Below are 14,501 nucleotides of genomic sequence, written 5' to 3' on the forward strand. Positions count from 1 at the left end.
GATCCTACGTCGCTGCAAGTAGAGCCGAATCGGTCGTCCCGTGTACGCTTATTTCTAGCCTAGGGTTTTAAAACAGACCCTAGTGATTTCTTACAGCAGCTCAGTGAAACGCTCCACAGTTAATTCCACTCTATAAAGGTGATTCCACTCTATAAAAATAAAATGCCATTCTATAAATGGATTTCCTATGACTTCTGGCTTCTGGCTCCTGGCTTCTTCCATTAAGGCATCTGTTATCTGTATTAAATTGGTATATTTCACCTCATTTCCCGGGTCAGGCATATCCACTCCACCATTTCTGGATCTTCGTTGAAGCTGAACAGATCAAGATGTTGAGGATTGTTCATGATTTCGCGGGCCAGGAGGTAGCCAGCGATCGTCCAGGTCTGGTATTTTCGGGAAGCTTTGCCAACCAGTCGGCCATTTCTGCCGTCATAATATTCGGGCCATTCGTCTACACTCAAGCGGCGTTCGGCAATTTCAATGGCGCGCCATCCCAGTTCGGGTCTGCCTGTTTTTTGAGCTGCCGCTGCCAGTGCCCATAGCAGGACAGGCCAGTTGCCCCCATTGTGGTAAGACCAGGGAACATTTTTAGGATCACATCCCGTTAAAATACGCCATTCCAGATCTTCGACTGCGGGGAAGCAGATTTTCATCGGCATGTAGCCGACCAGGTCCTGCCAGCGCTGATCGATCAAATCCATAATCGAACGTGATTCGAGATTGCTCGCCAGCGATGACACAACTGAGATTAAATTACCCAGGGTAAAGAAGCGAAAGTCCATCTGCGCCGGACCTAGATTTCCAGCCAGATAGCCACCAGTTTCGGGCATCCACTCTGTTAGCCAGAGAGGAATGGAATCCGGGTAGATATTGAACTTATTCACGGCGGCTTCCCCAAACTCTTCACCCCGGTAGCGGTAGATCTCATTCAAGCGCCGCAGGTCCAGCCAGTAATATTCCCGGATGTGGTAATTCAGAGTGCTTAACCGTTGATTGACGATCTGAATATAAACTTCGCCTCGGCGGTTGGGTAGCAGTAATTCTCGCGCCGATCGCAACGCTGCGTAGAATAACGCCTGAATTTCCAGAGGATGCCCGGACACTCCCATGCGGCGATCAATCATGAATGAGCCGTCTGGCACCAGCATGGTTGGATACATGTCGAAGCGATCGGCAAGACATAACTTCAAAATCAACACAATCCCCTGTTGAAAATCAGAGCGGTGTGCCAGGTCAAGCTCACCTGTGGCTTTGACATAGGCTCGCAGCAAAATCAGCCACCACAGGCAAGAGTCTACAGGCGTCACTCGACCGATCGCGTGTTCACCAAAATCTGCTGTCAAATACTGCTGGTTCTCCCAGGTTTCCACCTTAAAGCTAGCAGGCATTAATCCTTGTCCCGCATTGAAACAATCCATTTGTTTATCGCTGCTCTGCAATGCCAGGGTTTCAATCAAAAAATTGCGAACAATTTCCGTTTGCCCCTTGATCAAAAACAACAAAGCCGACGACACAAAATCACGCACAAAACACTGATCATAGTTCAGCGCTTCAGCATAGGGATCTCGTGCCGCAACGGTTCCCACTGGACGCCCACGGTAATGAACAACCGAATCTTCCAACAATTCCCACGCCTCTTTTACAAGACGGTTTTCTCCTTGCCTATCGGGTTCAACTTTTGGCGATTGATTAACAACCATGTAACGTTTAGGGGTAAATAAAAACGGTCAATAGTTACCTGCAAAAGTTCAGTCACCCAAAACAACGTCTGTTAAACTGAACTTTCCAAGCACGGCATAATTTAGCTTTCAGTACCTTAGTGACGAGCCAAGTACCTCCAGCAAAATCCTATTAAGAGTGCGCAACGTAGATGCATAATCACTTTCCTCAAATTTCCTTAAACCCTAGTAATCCTCTGGTTTGTTAAGGAAAGGGATTCCAAGTTACCCTTTTCCCAGGCCGAAGGAATTGAGGGATGAGAGGACAATCGATTTGCAGAGCTTTTCTGCTGGGCCAGCGGCATCCTATTCAAACTTCAAATGCTGAAGCGGATACCTCGCAGAAATACTCCTTAGCCCTTGTTTCCCCTGGAATTACCTAGAGTAGAAGCAAAACTTTAGTAAACCTATATATATCTAGATTAATCTCTCCGAAAAAATACCATAGTAAAGTTTTGGTAAGGGAAAGCCCTGAATTGCGAAGAATCCGATAAAGATTTTTACCCGTTTTCAGTAAAGAACCCTGTAATAACGCGACACAGGGCATCATTGCAGGGTTTATGTGGAGTGGATTTGGCAAAACTATAGCTCTACGCAAACGCGTTAGGACATTGGGTTTAAAGAGGGTGTGGGGGCGCAGCCCCCACACCCCCGAAATCATCCTCAATTTAATTGCCTCTAGCGACTTACTGAGTTTGAGTTTCCTTAATCATGCCGGGTTGGTCTTTGATGCCCGCCACAAAGAATTCAACACAAGTATGGCTCAATTCAATCAAATCTCCATCTTTAAGAAACCGTTGTTTCAGGGTAGCCAGACGACGACCGTTGACAAAGGTACCATTGCTACTACCCACATCAATGATGTAGAAGCCGTGGTTTGGGCGGTGGCCGATGACTGCATGGCAGCGAGAAATTGAGAGTTCTTCTACAGTGATTGCACAGTTGGGGCTACGTCCAATTAACCAGCCCGAACCGATTTCGGTGACATGGGTCTGGTGCATATTCGGCAGGTTCGTAGTAAGAAAAGCAGCCCGACCAGTAGTGACAGCCTGAATGTAGTAGGAACTGATCTCGCAGCGATTGGGGGCGTCTAAAATTGGCTGGATGAGCGTGGAAACTCGGCTGAAATCCTCACCAACTTCGGCAATCAGCGTTTGAGAAATTGACGGGTTCTGCTTCAGGAAGTTTAGGGCACGTCTGGTGGAGGAATGAGAGGGCTTCAGATTCAACATGGATACCTGTCTAGAAAATTTCTGTGAAACAACAAGGAAAGTTGGAATTGCCAGACCCTATGACCCTGATCCAATCCAGTAATTTAACACTGCCAGTGTATGAAATAAAGTTGGGAAATTTAGTATTTCCAGCCAATTAGTTTTTGGGCAATGTCACCAGTGCATTTATCGGCTCTGCAACCCTAAAAAGAGGAACCCTGCAAAGGTTTTTCTGGTTCTCCTAGCTTGCTGGTGAAAGAGTAGCGTAAGCTACTTTTTCACCCCAAACAAGATCCCTGCAACATTGATTTTGATTTGGTGATATGCGAGGCTTATCACCAAACTCTCAGGAGAGCCGTTTTTCCCAGGTAAAGGTTGATGTTTTAGCCTGGATCTGGCCGCAGGGTTGTGGTTACTTGATGCAATCTTCGGGTCTACCTGTGTTCAAGAACTTGATCACCCGATTGGGTGAATTAGGTTTAATTACGTAGACTAAACCCCAGACATGGGTACGATGACAACCGTGTAACCGGGTGGCTTTTTTGAAAGCTTTACAGAGGAATTCCTCTGCGATCGCTTTAATTGAAGGGACTATTAACTTTATTTAAGGAAAATCCCGTGATTCTACTGAAGTGTGAAGTAAAGCTTAGGCCAGCTGATGCCTTAACCACAACGCCAGCAGTGGCAGTGTGATCCGGTAATGGTACTCCGGTCCATACACCAGGCCCTTTTGCTGCAAACTTGCCAGGGCTCCCTGGAGTCCCCCTCCCCGGGATAGCCGATGTTTTTGAATATACTCCCGCGAGTGAGGGCTATCAGTCGGATCGAGGGCCAGACTTTCCAGGACACGCACCTGGCTGGGCGGCAACAGCAAAATGAGCGATTCGAAGGTTGAGGATAGGTCTTCGATCAGAGTCAGTGCGCTGCGGTGGATGTGATGGGGGAAGATGAGGGGGAAGTGGGGAGTGGCTTTGGCTGGATGATTCCCGAGAACCAATGGCTTCTGCGCAAAGTAGGGCTTTCTGGTCTAGCCAGAGGCGGCGAGCAAGGGCGATCGCATCTCCCAGATGTCCCTGTACATACTCCAGAAATAGCTGGAGTGCTTCAGTTTCGGGAGCAAATTGCAACCCTTCGGCTGCCAGAGCAGATATAATCCAGGGCTGGAGGTCTTCGTTCTTTAAGGGGCCCAGCACAATGACCTGCATGTTGCTGTGCTGCACCCAGCTATCGGCAAAGGTGGAAATCAGGGTATAGCTCACCCGGGTTTGCTGCTGAATTTCCTGACGCAGGTACCGTTGCCATTTTTCGGTACGGTCCCAGGAGCGAATGTGGGGAAAATTCATAAACACCAGAACAACTCGACAGTTGAGCCATTCTGCCAGCGCCTGGGGTAGTGATAGCAGGCTTTGAAACAGGGCCCATTCATCCTTGGGTGTTAAATGCCAGATTAATCGTGCCTGCCCACCACTGGTTTGTTCCAGAATAATCGGCTGGGTTACGCTCCAGCGTTGAATAAGCGCAAGTTCTGGGGGGGACTGAAATTCTGAAATAATGCCTTCTGCCAAGAGTTGCAGAAATCGGCTGCTGTCAGTCGCTCGCAGGCAGTCAATTTCGATGACGCGGGCTTTTACAGTTTGAGCAGCGTGGCGGAGGAGGGTGCGCCGCCCACTACCGGGTACCCCCGCTAGTAAAAGGTCGCCATCCGACTTCAGGATGTGGCAAATCTGATGCAGTTCTGCCCGCCTGCCGACCAGATCTCGAGGAATTAAGGGGTTGGCGATCATAATTATAGAGTAAAATCTAAGGAGCTTAATACTAATTAATAGTGCTGTGGTATCGAATTTGGCACTATGATCAAGTGCTAACGGTGTTATAACATTCCTTCGCAAAGTTTTCCTATGGCTGTAAATTCTCCCGCGACGACTTCGGTTCCGGCTGCGGTACCGCTCTGGCACACTTTTGGGATTGAGCAAACGCTGAAACAGTTGCAGAGCGATCGCAAGTCCGGTTTGACGAATGAGCAGGCTGCTGTTCAGCTTCAGCGTTACGGATTAAACGAGTTAGTGGAGACAGGAGGGCGTACAGCCTGGCAAATTCTGCTGGATCAGTTTACCAACATCATGCTGCTCCTGCTGATTGCGGTTGCCATTATCTCCGGTGTTCTTGATTTTATAGATTTACAGTCTGGGAAGCTTTCCCCAGGAGAAGTTCCGTTTAAGGACACGATCGCCATTCTGGCAATTGTAGTTTTAAATGGCGTGCTGGGTTATTTGCAAGAGAGCAAAGCCGAGAAAGATCTGGCCGCTCTCAAGAAACTGGCAACCTCCAGAGTGCGGGTCATACGCGACGGCAGAATTGTAGAAATTGACTCAAAGGAACTGGTACCCGGTGACATCATGCTGCTGGAAGCCGGAGTACAGATTGCTGCTGATGGGCGCTTGATTGATGAGGCAAATCTGCAAGTTCGTGAGTCAGCATTGACGGGAGAGGCACTGGCGGTTAATAAGCAGGCAGAAATTGAGTTGCCAGAGGATACGCCATTGGGCGATCGCATCAACCTGGTATATCAAGGGACTGAAGTGGTACAGGGGCGAGGTACGGTCGTTGTCACTGGCACTGGAATGCAAACAGAATTGGGACGCATTGCAACCATGCTGCAATCAGTGGAAACCGAATCCACTCCGTTGCAGAACCGGATGGACCAGCTCAGCAAAACTCTGGTTACTGGGGCAATGGCAATGGTGGCTCTGGTGGTGCTGGGTGGCATCATTCATCTGGGTCTCCAAAGCTGGAAGGATTTGTTAGAAGTGTCGCTTAGTATGGCAGTGGCGATCGTCCCTGAAGGGTTGCCTGCCGTCATTACAGTCACCCTGGCACTGGGAACTCAGCGGATGGTACGACGTCATGCCCTGATTCGCAAACTGCCAGCGGTGGAAACATTGGGCTCGGTGACGACCATTTGCTCGGATAAAACGGGAACCCTGACCCAGAACAAAATGGTAGTGCAGTATGTTTACACCAGCAGCACGGCGCTACACGTAACGGGTGAAGGCTACGACCCGGTAGGGAACTTTCACCCTACTACCAGTACAACAGACTCCAACTTCATTAACCCGCAAGAACAACCTGAATTGCTGAATTTACTAATTGCCTGCACCGTCTGTAATGATGCGGTGTTACAGAAGGAGATGGGCGAGTGGGTTATCTTAGGCGACCCCACAGAGGGAGCATTGCTTTCTTTAGCAGGCAAGGCAGGCTTTCAAAAGGATCAGTGGGAGGATAAATTCCCTCGTGTTGCCGAGTTTCCGTTTTCTTCGGAACGGAAGCGGATGAGTGTAATCCTGGAAGTGATGGGCGATCGCCAACCAGCAGGCAACCCGTCCCCCTACATGATGTTTACAAAAGGTTCCCCTGAACTCATTTTAGAGCGCTGCACTCAAATTCAAGTGGGTGAAGTCGCTCAACCGATTACTGATGCGCAACGTCATCAAATTTTGGAGCAAAACAATACTATGGCAGGGCGGGGATTGCGGGTACTTGGGTTTGCCTGCAAACCCCCTCCTGGAGATTCCTCCAGAAGGATCGGATGAAAAGACGGAGCGAGATCTAGTTTGGCTGGGATTGGTGGGAATGCTGGATGCGCCCCGCCCCGAAGTGCGAGATGCCGTGGCTCGCTGCCGCAGTGCGGGGATTCGCCCCATCATGATTACGGGTGACCATCAATTAACGGCACAGGCCGTGGCAGAAGATTTAGGAATTGCAATCCGGGGCGGCGATCGCGTCCTCACCGGACGCGATCTGGAAAAGATGGATCCGAAGCAACTAGAGCAGGAAGTGCAGCATGTTAATATCTATGCCCGCGTTGCGCCTGAACATAAACTTCACATTGTACAGGCACTACAACGCCGAAATCAGATTGTGGCGATGACAGGAGATGGTGTGAATGATGCACCGGCTCTCAAGCAAGCCGATATTGGTGTTGCGATGGGCATCACGGGCACTGATGTCAGCAAAGACGCCAGTGATATGATCCTGCTGGATGATAATTTTGCCACTATCGTCGCTGCTGCCGAAGAGGGACGGGTTGTCTATACTAACATCCGCCGCTTTATTAAATACATCCTGGGCAGTAATATCGGCGAATTGTTAACCATTGGTGCCGCACCGTTAATTGGGCTGGGTGGTGTTCCCCTGACTCCGTTGCAAATCCTGTGGATGAACCTGGTTACAGATGGATTGCCTGCCCTGGCCCTGGCCGTGGAACCCGCCGAACCCAACGTTATGAAGCGCCCACCCTATGATCCAAAGGAAAGTATTTTCGCCCGTGGTTTGGGCTCATACATGATCCGGATTGGTATCATCCTGTCAATCCTGGCAATTAGCTTAATGGTTTGGTCCTATGACTATGTGAAACACACTCCCGGTGACCCGGAACGGTGGAAAACAATGGTATTTACGACCCTGTGTATTGCCCAGATGGGGCACGCCCTTGCCATCCGTTCCAACACCCAACTGACCATTGAAATGAATCCCTTCTCCAATCCCTACATCCTGGCTGCGGTGAGCTTAACTACAATCTTGCAGTTGATGCTGGTCTATGTTCCTTTCCTACGTAGTTTCTTTGGCACCCACTACTTAAACCTGACTGAACTGGGTATTTGTCTAGGATTCAGTATGCTGATGTTTGTTTGGGTGGAGTTGGAGAAGCTGGTGTTGCGCTGGTACACGACCCGGAAGTGAAAAGAGTTGTAAGTTATGAGTTATGAGTTATGAGTTATGAGTTGGTTTTCTCTCTGACTCAGGACTCAGAACAGATCACTTCTCCATGTATCTTCGTTCCCTCCACCTCCGCCAGTTCCGCAATTACCTGGATCAACGGGTGGAGTTTAATGCTCCTAAAGCCATTCTGGTGGGTAATAATGCCCAGGGAAAATCGAATCTGCTAGAGGCGGTGGAATTGTTGTCAACCCTACGATCGCACCGCACCTCCCGCGATCGCGATCTCATTTTGAATGGAGCGGCGATCGCCCAGATCACAGGGCAAGTGGAACGAACCATCGGTTCCATCGAGTTAGCGATGACACTGCGGAATAACAGCCGCCGTACCGTGGCGATTAATGGCGAAAATCTCCGCCGCCAACTGGATTTTTTGGGTCTTCTAAATGTCGTTGAGTTTTCCAGTCTGGATCTCGATCTGGTGCGTGGCGGACCGGAACAACGCCGTAACTGGTTAGATTCTCTCTTGATCCAGCTTGAACCTGTCTACGCCTATATTTTGCAGCAATACAATCAAGTTTTGCGGCAGAGGAATGCTTTGCTGAAACGAAGTCTGGTTGGGGAAGCTGGGAACCAGGAGCCAGAATTCAAGAGTCAGGAGCAAACTCAAAACTTAGAACTCAGAACTCAAAGCTCTTCCTCGCTTCTTCCCGAACTGGCGCTCTGGGACGCTCAATTGGCGGCTGCGGGAACTCGTGTGATTCGGCGACGAGCCAGGGTGGTGCAACGGTTGGTTCCACTGGCAACTGACTGGCATCGGGCCATCAGTGGTAGTACCGAAGAGTTAGAAGTTCGCTATGTCCCCAATGTAGCGACACAGGAAGATGACCCGGAGGTTGTGAGACAGGCGTTTCTGGAAAAGATTCAGGAGCGGGCGATCGCTGAAAAATACCAGGGTACAACGCTGGTGGGTCCCCACCGGGATGAAGTCGAGTTTACAATTAACGGCGCTTTCGCGCGTCAGTATGGTTCTCAAGGGCAACAGCGCACGCTCGTACTGGCACTGAAACTGGCAGAACTCAAACTCATCGAAGATGTCATTGGCGACCCGCCCTTGCTGCTTTTAGATGACGTTCTAGCCGAACTGGATTTGAATCGTCAAAATCAGTTGCTGGATGTCATTCAAGATCGCTACCAAACGTTGATTACCACAACACACCTGGGTTCATTTGATGCCCAGTGGCTCCATTCATCCCAAATTTTGACGGTCAAGGCGGGGCAGCTATTTCCAGGGAATGGGGCTGGGAGCTAGAAATTGCGATAATAGGGTTAATGTTGATGGTTTTTGTGAATGCCGGAATGTCCTCGTTGTCACCAGGCTGTTGATGTACAGGCGATCGCCTGCCCCTATTGCCGCACTCCGCTGAAGGCATATGGCCATCCCGGTATGACGCTTCATCATGCAACGGGGGATGAGCCGCTATGTGTGACCTGTGTTTACGATGAGGATGATACCTGTACATTACCTAAACGTCCTTATGCCAAGGATTGCACGTTGTACCGCGATCGCAACCAGACCGTTTCATCCATTGCTACACAGGGATATACCCGCGACTTTCAAATCAAGACCTGGATTAAGCGCAATTTGGGCTGGATTCTGCTGTTGGGCCTAATCCTGTTCAGCTTGACTCTGACTCTACTGAGATAGGTAGCTACGTCGGGTTTGCTGTTATTGGGCATGCGATCGCAACCTGGATTGCAGTTGGAGTGCTGGGGATTGGGATTTATGCCCTGTTGGCGGGGTTATCGCTGTAGCCACCAGGCTTAGAACGGGGTGCAGGGTTCCACCCCCTCCACCCCCAAAATTATCCTTAATTTAATTGTGCCCAGCTACTTACGTTATAGGATTGCTATCAGGTGACACCATCGCTAACTCACCTTACCGTAGTTTCCAATCACCTAAACAGAGGTCAATGGCCCATGAGTTCTGAAGCCAGGCGCCAATTCATACTAAAGATTCTTTTGATGGCTTGTATCTTTTCGACAGCGCTTCATTTCACAGATAACTATTTTTATATCAAGCAGTATCCTGAGCCTGACTGGATTACGCCATCTTCAACTTATACATCATGGCTGATTTGGACTGGGATTGGAGTTGCCGGTTACTGGTTATATAAAAGTCGGAAATTCTGGTTCGCCTATCCATGTTTGGTGCTGTATTCATTTTGTGGACTAGATAGTTTGGGTCATTACCTGTATGGGGCGATGTCTGCGTTCTCGCTGAAAATGCATTTCCTGATTATGATTGATGGATTGACAGGCGCAGCCATTTTGGGATTTACGCTGTGGTCAGGTTTAATTCTCAAAGAACCGTTCAGTCAAAGCCTATCTGAGAACTAAAATGGCTACTGTTTAAATCCAGATAAGGTGAGCAATGCTCACCCTATGCCGATCTCAAACAGGATAATTCTCCTCTTCACTCCGTATTCTCCAACGGTTCTTCCGGCTTGCCGGTGAAAGAGTAGCATAAGCTACTCTTTCATCTCGAACAAAGTCCCTGGAATATTGCTTTTGTTTTAATGATAAGCGAAGCTTATCATTAAACTCCCAGGACAGCCTTCCCAACCAGGGTGAATATTATAGCGGTAGTCCTGATGGTTAGGACGGGGTGCAGGGGTTCTACCCCTGGCTGGGGGCGAAGCCCCCACTCCCTCTCTAATTCCAATGTCCTAACGCACCCGCGTAGAACTATAAAACACGACGTTTTGAGTACGACTAAAAATGTATGAGTATCAGGATGTATTTATCTCCTATGGGCGAGTTGATAGCCGGGCTTTTGTGCTGGAGTTACATCGGCGGCTATCTGAAAAAAAATTAAATATTTGGTGCGATTTTGAAGATATTCCACTGGGGGTCAACTTTCAGCATCAGATTGACGATGCAATTGAAAAAACTGATAACTTTCTGTATGTCATTTCTCCCCATGCAGTGAACTCGCCCTACTGCTGCAAAGAATTGGAAATGGCAGTTCAATGCAACAAACGTATTATCCCCCTGATGCATGTGGAGCAAATAGACCGGGAAGTCTGGCAACGGCGGTTTCCAGATTGCGCTCCTGAAGAATGGGAAGACTTTCAGGCGAAGGGATTGCATTCCAGTTTCTCAAACATGCATCCAGTTATTTCCCAAATTAATTGGGTCTTTTTTCGAGAAGGCATTGATAACTTTGAAGCATCCTTTGCTGGACTAGAGGAGGTGCTTGAGCGTCATGCAGGTTATGTGCGGCAGCATACTCAATGGTTTGTCAAAGCATTGGAGTGGGAGCGGCATCAGAAAAATTCGCACTATTTGCTGGTTGGGGAAGAGCGGGAAGCTGCCGAAACCTGGCTTAAAACCCGATTTGGAGATGAACAGCCACCTTGTGAACCAACCGATTTGCACTGCGAATTTATCTGCGAAAGCATCAAGAATGCCAATAATTTGATGACGCAGATGTTCTTGTGCCATGCGGATAGCGATCGCGCGATCGCCGACAAAATTGCGAAAACTTTGATGCGGCATGGTTTGACCGTCTGGAGGAATCAGGCAGACATTGGCACGGGCAGTGAATATCAGGAAGCCATTCAAAAAGGAATTGAAGGGGCAGACAACATCGTTTACCTGCTTTCGCCCGACTCCTTAACTTCAAAATTTTGCCAGCAGGCCCTGGATCACGCCTTTAGTTACCACAAGCGAATCATTCCGATTCGGCTGCAATTTACCGAACCAGCAGCTCAGTTTTCTCGCCAACCCCAGAGGGGTTTAGATCAGATTTACGATCGCGTCCTCGAAGACACTCCCAATTCGTCAACTATTCCATCAAAATTGCAGGGTGTGCAGTTCATTGATCTGATTGAGCATGGCGATGAGGCGCAATACCGCGATGCCATGAACCGCCTGCTGCACGAACTTCAGCGGGATACGGTTTACTATGAGCAACACAAAATCCTCCTGGTGAAAGCGCTTAAGTGGCAAGAACAAAAACGAAATCCCAGCATTTTGCTCCAGGGTTACAATCTCCGTCACACGGAGGCATGGCTAAAGGCTGCCCAGGGCCACAGGCATCCCCCCACAACCCTCCAGGAAGAATTCATTTCTGAAAGCCTGAAACAACCATCAGAAGCCTCTTTAGACGTTTTTATTGCCTACTCCCGCGTCGATTCTGATTTTGTACGCAAGCTGAATGACGCATTGCAAATTCAAGGCAAAACTACCTGGTTTGATCAGGAAAGCATTGCATCGGGGGCAGACTTTCAGCGCGAAATCTATCTCGGTATCGAACGTTGCAACAATTTTTTGTTCGTTATTTCCCCGAATTCAATTCACTCGCCCTACTGTGCTGATGAAGTCGAGTATGCCGCGAAATTAAATAAGCGAATCGTCACCGTTTTGCACCGCGAAGTTTCCCCATCGGAACTACCTCCTGCTCTGGCAGCCGTCCAGTGGATCGACTTTAGAAAGCATGGAGGTGACTTTTTAGCTAACTATGGTGAGCTGCTGCGCACCCTGGACACCGACCTGGAGCATGTACGGACTCATACCCGCTTGCTGATGCGGGCGATGGAATGGGAGCAGCAAGGACGGGATGACGGCTTTTTGCTGCGCGGAAAAGACCTGTCTACCTCTGACCAGTGGTTGCAGCAAGCTGTTAATAAACAGCCCGCACCCACAGCCCTGCAAACTGAATACGTCACAGCCAGCTGGGAACTGCCAAAGCGCAAGGTAAAACCCCGCACTGTTCTGCTGTCTGGCCTTGCGGCCAGTCTGCTGATTGCGATCGCTCGCTTCCTGGGGTTGACTCAAACGATGGAACTGAGCATGTATGATGTTTTGGTGCGATCGCGTCCCAGTGAACCTCAGGACAACCGTTTTCTCATCGTCAGTGTAGATGAAGATAGCATCCGATTTCTGGATCAGTGGTACGAGCAATCGGGCGGAAAGCTACCTGATCGGGCACTGGCCGATTTGCTGAATCACTTGCAGCCTCAACAACCCCGGCTAATTGGCCTGGATTTTTATCGCCCCTTCCCGGCCAAGCCTGAACTGGTACCCCTGTTGAAACAGATGCAAAACTTAGTTGTTTTGTGCAAAAGCAGTTATGAGGGCGAAGGCACAGAAAAACCACCAGAAGTGAACTCTTTAGATCGCCTGGGTTTTAGCGACTTTGTCGATGATGGTGGACGCACCCTCCGCCGCCATTACCTGATGCAAACGGCAGATCCTAAATTCTGCAACACTCCCGAAGCCTTTAACCTGGTCCTGGCTCGTCGCTATCTGGCGACAGAAGGAAAACCTTTTACCTCTCCCCTGGATGACCAGGGTTTCTACGTGCGAGACATGCAGTTCGGTGAAACGCCCATTCCTCAACTGTTGGGAAATGGTAGCGGCTATCAAGAGATGAACAATCAACTGCGAGGATACCAGACGCTACTGAATTACCGCACCCACAACGGCGATCCGGGTAAATTAGCTCCTATGATCAGCCTCAAAGAGATGCTAACGAACCCGACAAAGGCAGAAGAGGCAAAAGATCGCATCGTTTTGATTGGCTACACGGCCAAAAGTACAGGGGCAGAAGACTCCTGGAACACTCCCTACGGTAAAGAAATTCCGGGGGTGGTTGCCCAGACTCAAATGACCAGCCAGCTTTTGAGTGCAGCTTTAAATGGACGGCGATTGATCTGGTGGTGGCCCCTCTGGGGGGAAACCCTCTGGATTGTGGGCTGGTCGCTGTTGGGAGGGGTGGTGTGCTGGCAACTGCGGCGATCGCCCTGGCAGGTTGCAGGTGTAGTCGTTTCCCTCATTGTTCTATCGGGAGCCTGTTACCTGGTAATGGTGTTTCAGAGCGGTTGGGTGCCACTGGTACCCCCAGCGATCGCCCTGATTGTAACGGCTGGAGGAATTGCTTTCCTCTCAAACCGACTCCGCCATCAACATTAATTCACGCCGCTGAAGTAGTCACATACCGCTCCCGCAGGATAAGCTGGTGAGCATTCCAGTTGGATAATTCGTCACACAGTATCGATCATGAACCGGGTGCGATTAAAGTTTCGTCGGTTGCTCTTGATGGGGACTCTCACAGTTGTTCTCTCTAGTGCTGCACTGTTGTTACCCGCTCCCCAGGGGCAGGCACAAACTTTCTTTGACCGCATTCAATTATTATTTAATCGTAAACGAGATCAGGGGGCAGCTTCCGGTCGCGCCAGGGGCGGTTCAGTGCGTGGTGTGTGTCCTCAAATTGCAAATTTGTCTCTCATCCCCCTCAGCCCTAAAAGCAACCAGGGACTGACCGTTGAAGAATATCCCACATTCCTGTTCTACCTGCCATTTGGTCGCACCGATAAGGTCAAGTCGGCTGAATTGCTATTGCTAGATAAAGACGAAATCCTGGGTGATCCCATCCGGTTTCTCTTACCGGAAAGCCCTGGCATGGTCAGTGTCCGTCTTCCTTCCGATGGTAAACCTTTAGAAATCGGCAAGCAGTACAAATGGTACTTTTCTATCATTTGCCAGGAGGACGAACCCTCCATTAATCCCTTTGTCTCCGGTTGGATTCAACGAATTGAACCCAGTTCTGACCTGGTGAAGCAGCTTCAAACGCTTTCTCCCAAAGACCAGTACGTTGCCTATGTCAATAATGGCATCTGGTACACCGCAGTAGATTTGCTTTCTCAAAACCGTCAGATGCACCCTGAAGAATGGAAGAGCCTGCTGGCACTTTTTGAACTTGCAAAGTTTGCCCGGGCACCTGTTACAGAACTACTCCCTGAGGAGCAACGGGAAGTGCAAAGTTCAGCCGGGCGGATGTAATGCT

The 14,501-nt window shown here is 49.4% G+C and carries 11 protein-coding genes; 7 read left to right on the forward strand and 4 right to left on the reverse strand.

Annotated elements, in window-relative coordinates:
* Positions 1 to 257 precede the first annotated feature (257 nt).
* The 4 genes from P4D80_RS06300 to P4D80_RS06315 form a co-directional block, all read right to left on the reverse strand.
* On the reverse strand, positions 258 to 1,703 hold the full coding sequence (locus tag P4D80_RS06300; protein ID WP_421658100.1) for a glycoside hydrolase 100 family protein: 1,446 nt from the start codon (positions 1,701 to 1,703) through the stop codon (positions 258 to 260).
* A 704-nt stretch (positions 1,704 to 2,407) separates the two neighbouring features.
* The gene (locus P4D80_RS06305) at positions 2,408 to 2,953 is read right to left on the reverse strand and encodes an FHA domain-containing protein (protein ID WP_421658101.1); all 546 of its coding nucleotides are present in this window, start codon (positions 2,951 to 2,953) and stop codon (positions 2,408 to 2,410) included.
* A gap of 625 nt (positions 2,954 to 3,578) precedes the next feature.
* Entirely contained in the window at positions 3,579 to 3,785 is a 207-nt protein-coding gene (locus tag P4D80_RS06310) for a hypothetical protein (RefSeq protein WP_421658102.1), read from the reverse strand.
* Positions 3,748 to 4,716: an AAA family ATPase gene (locus P4D80_RS06315; RefSeq protein ID WP_421658103.1), complete on the reverse strand. Its 969-nt coding sequence runs from the start codon at positions 4,714 to 4,716 to the stop codon at positions 3,748 to 3,750. The genes P4D80_RS06310 and P4D80_RS06315 overlap by 38 nt, the downstream gene beginning before the upstream one ends.
* 114 nt (positions 4,717 to 4,830) lie before the next feature.
* Between P4D80_RS06315 and P4D80_RS06320 the strand changes: the two genes are divergently transcribed.
* The 7 genes from P4D80_RS06320 (at position 4,831) to P4D80_RS06350 (ending at position 14,497) form a co-directional block, all read left to right on the forward strand.
* Positions 4,831 to 6,522: a cation-translocating P-type ATPase gene (locus tag P4D80_RS06320; protein WP_421658104.1), complete on the forward strand. Its 1,692-nt coding sequence runs from the start codon at positions 4,831 to 4,833 to the stop codon at positions 6,520 to 6,522.
* Entirely contained in the window at positions 6,476 to 7,672 is a 1,197-nt protein-coding gene (locus P4D80_RS06325) for a cation-translocating P-type ATPase (RefSeq protein ID WP_421658106.1), read from the forward strand. The genes P4D80_RS06320 and P4D80_RS06325 overlap by 47 nt, the downstream gene beginning before the upstream one ends.
* Before the next feature lie 85 nt (positions 7,673 to 7,757).
* Positions 7,758 to 8,960, forward strand: a complete 1,203-nt coding sequence (gene recF / locus P4D80_RS06330) for a DNA replication/repair protein RecF (protein ID WP_421658108.1) — start codon at positions 7,758 to 7,760, stop codon at positions 8,958 to 8,960.
* Between the two features lie 39 nt (positions 8,961 to 8,999).
* Entirely contained in the window at positions 9,000 to 9,356 is a 357-nt protein-coding gene (locus P4D80_RS06335) for a zinc ribbon domain-containing protein (protein ID WP_421658110.1), read from the forward strand.
* 272 nt (positions 9,357 to 9,628) lie between these two features.
* A complete protein-coding gene (locus tag P4D80_RS06340; protein WP_421658111.1) occupies positions 9,629 to 10,048 on the forward strand; it encodes a hypothetical protein in 420 nt (139 codons plus the stop codon).
* Positions 10,049 to 10,429: 381 nt separating this feature from the next.
* Positions 10,430 to 13,627, forward strand: a complete 3,198-nt coding sequence (locus P4D80_RS06345) for a TIR domain-containing protein (protein ID WP_421658113.1) — start codon at positions 10,430 to 10,432, stop codon at positions 13,625 to 13,627.
* An 87-nt stretch (positions 13,628 to 13,714) separates the two neighbouring features.
* The gene (locus tag P4D80_RS06350) at positions 13,715 to 14,497 is read left to right on the forward strand and encodes a DUF928 domain-containing protein (RefSeq protein WP_421658114.1); all 783 of its coding nucleotides are present in this window, start codon (positions 13,715 to 13,717) and stop codon (positions 14,495 to 14,497) included.
* Positions 14,498 to 14,501 lie beyond the last annotated feature (4 nt).

The organism is Leptothermofonsia sp. ETS-13, from assembly GCF_049200465.1.
Taxonomy (GTDB): Bacteria; Cyanobacteriota; Cyanobacteriia; order Leptolyngbyales; family Leptolyngbyaceae; genus Leptothermofonsia.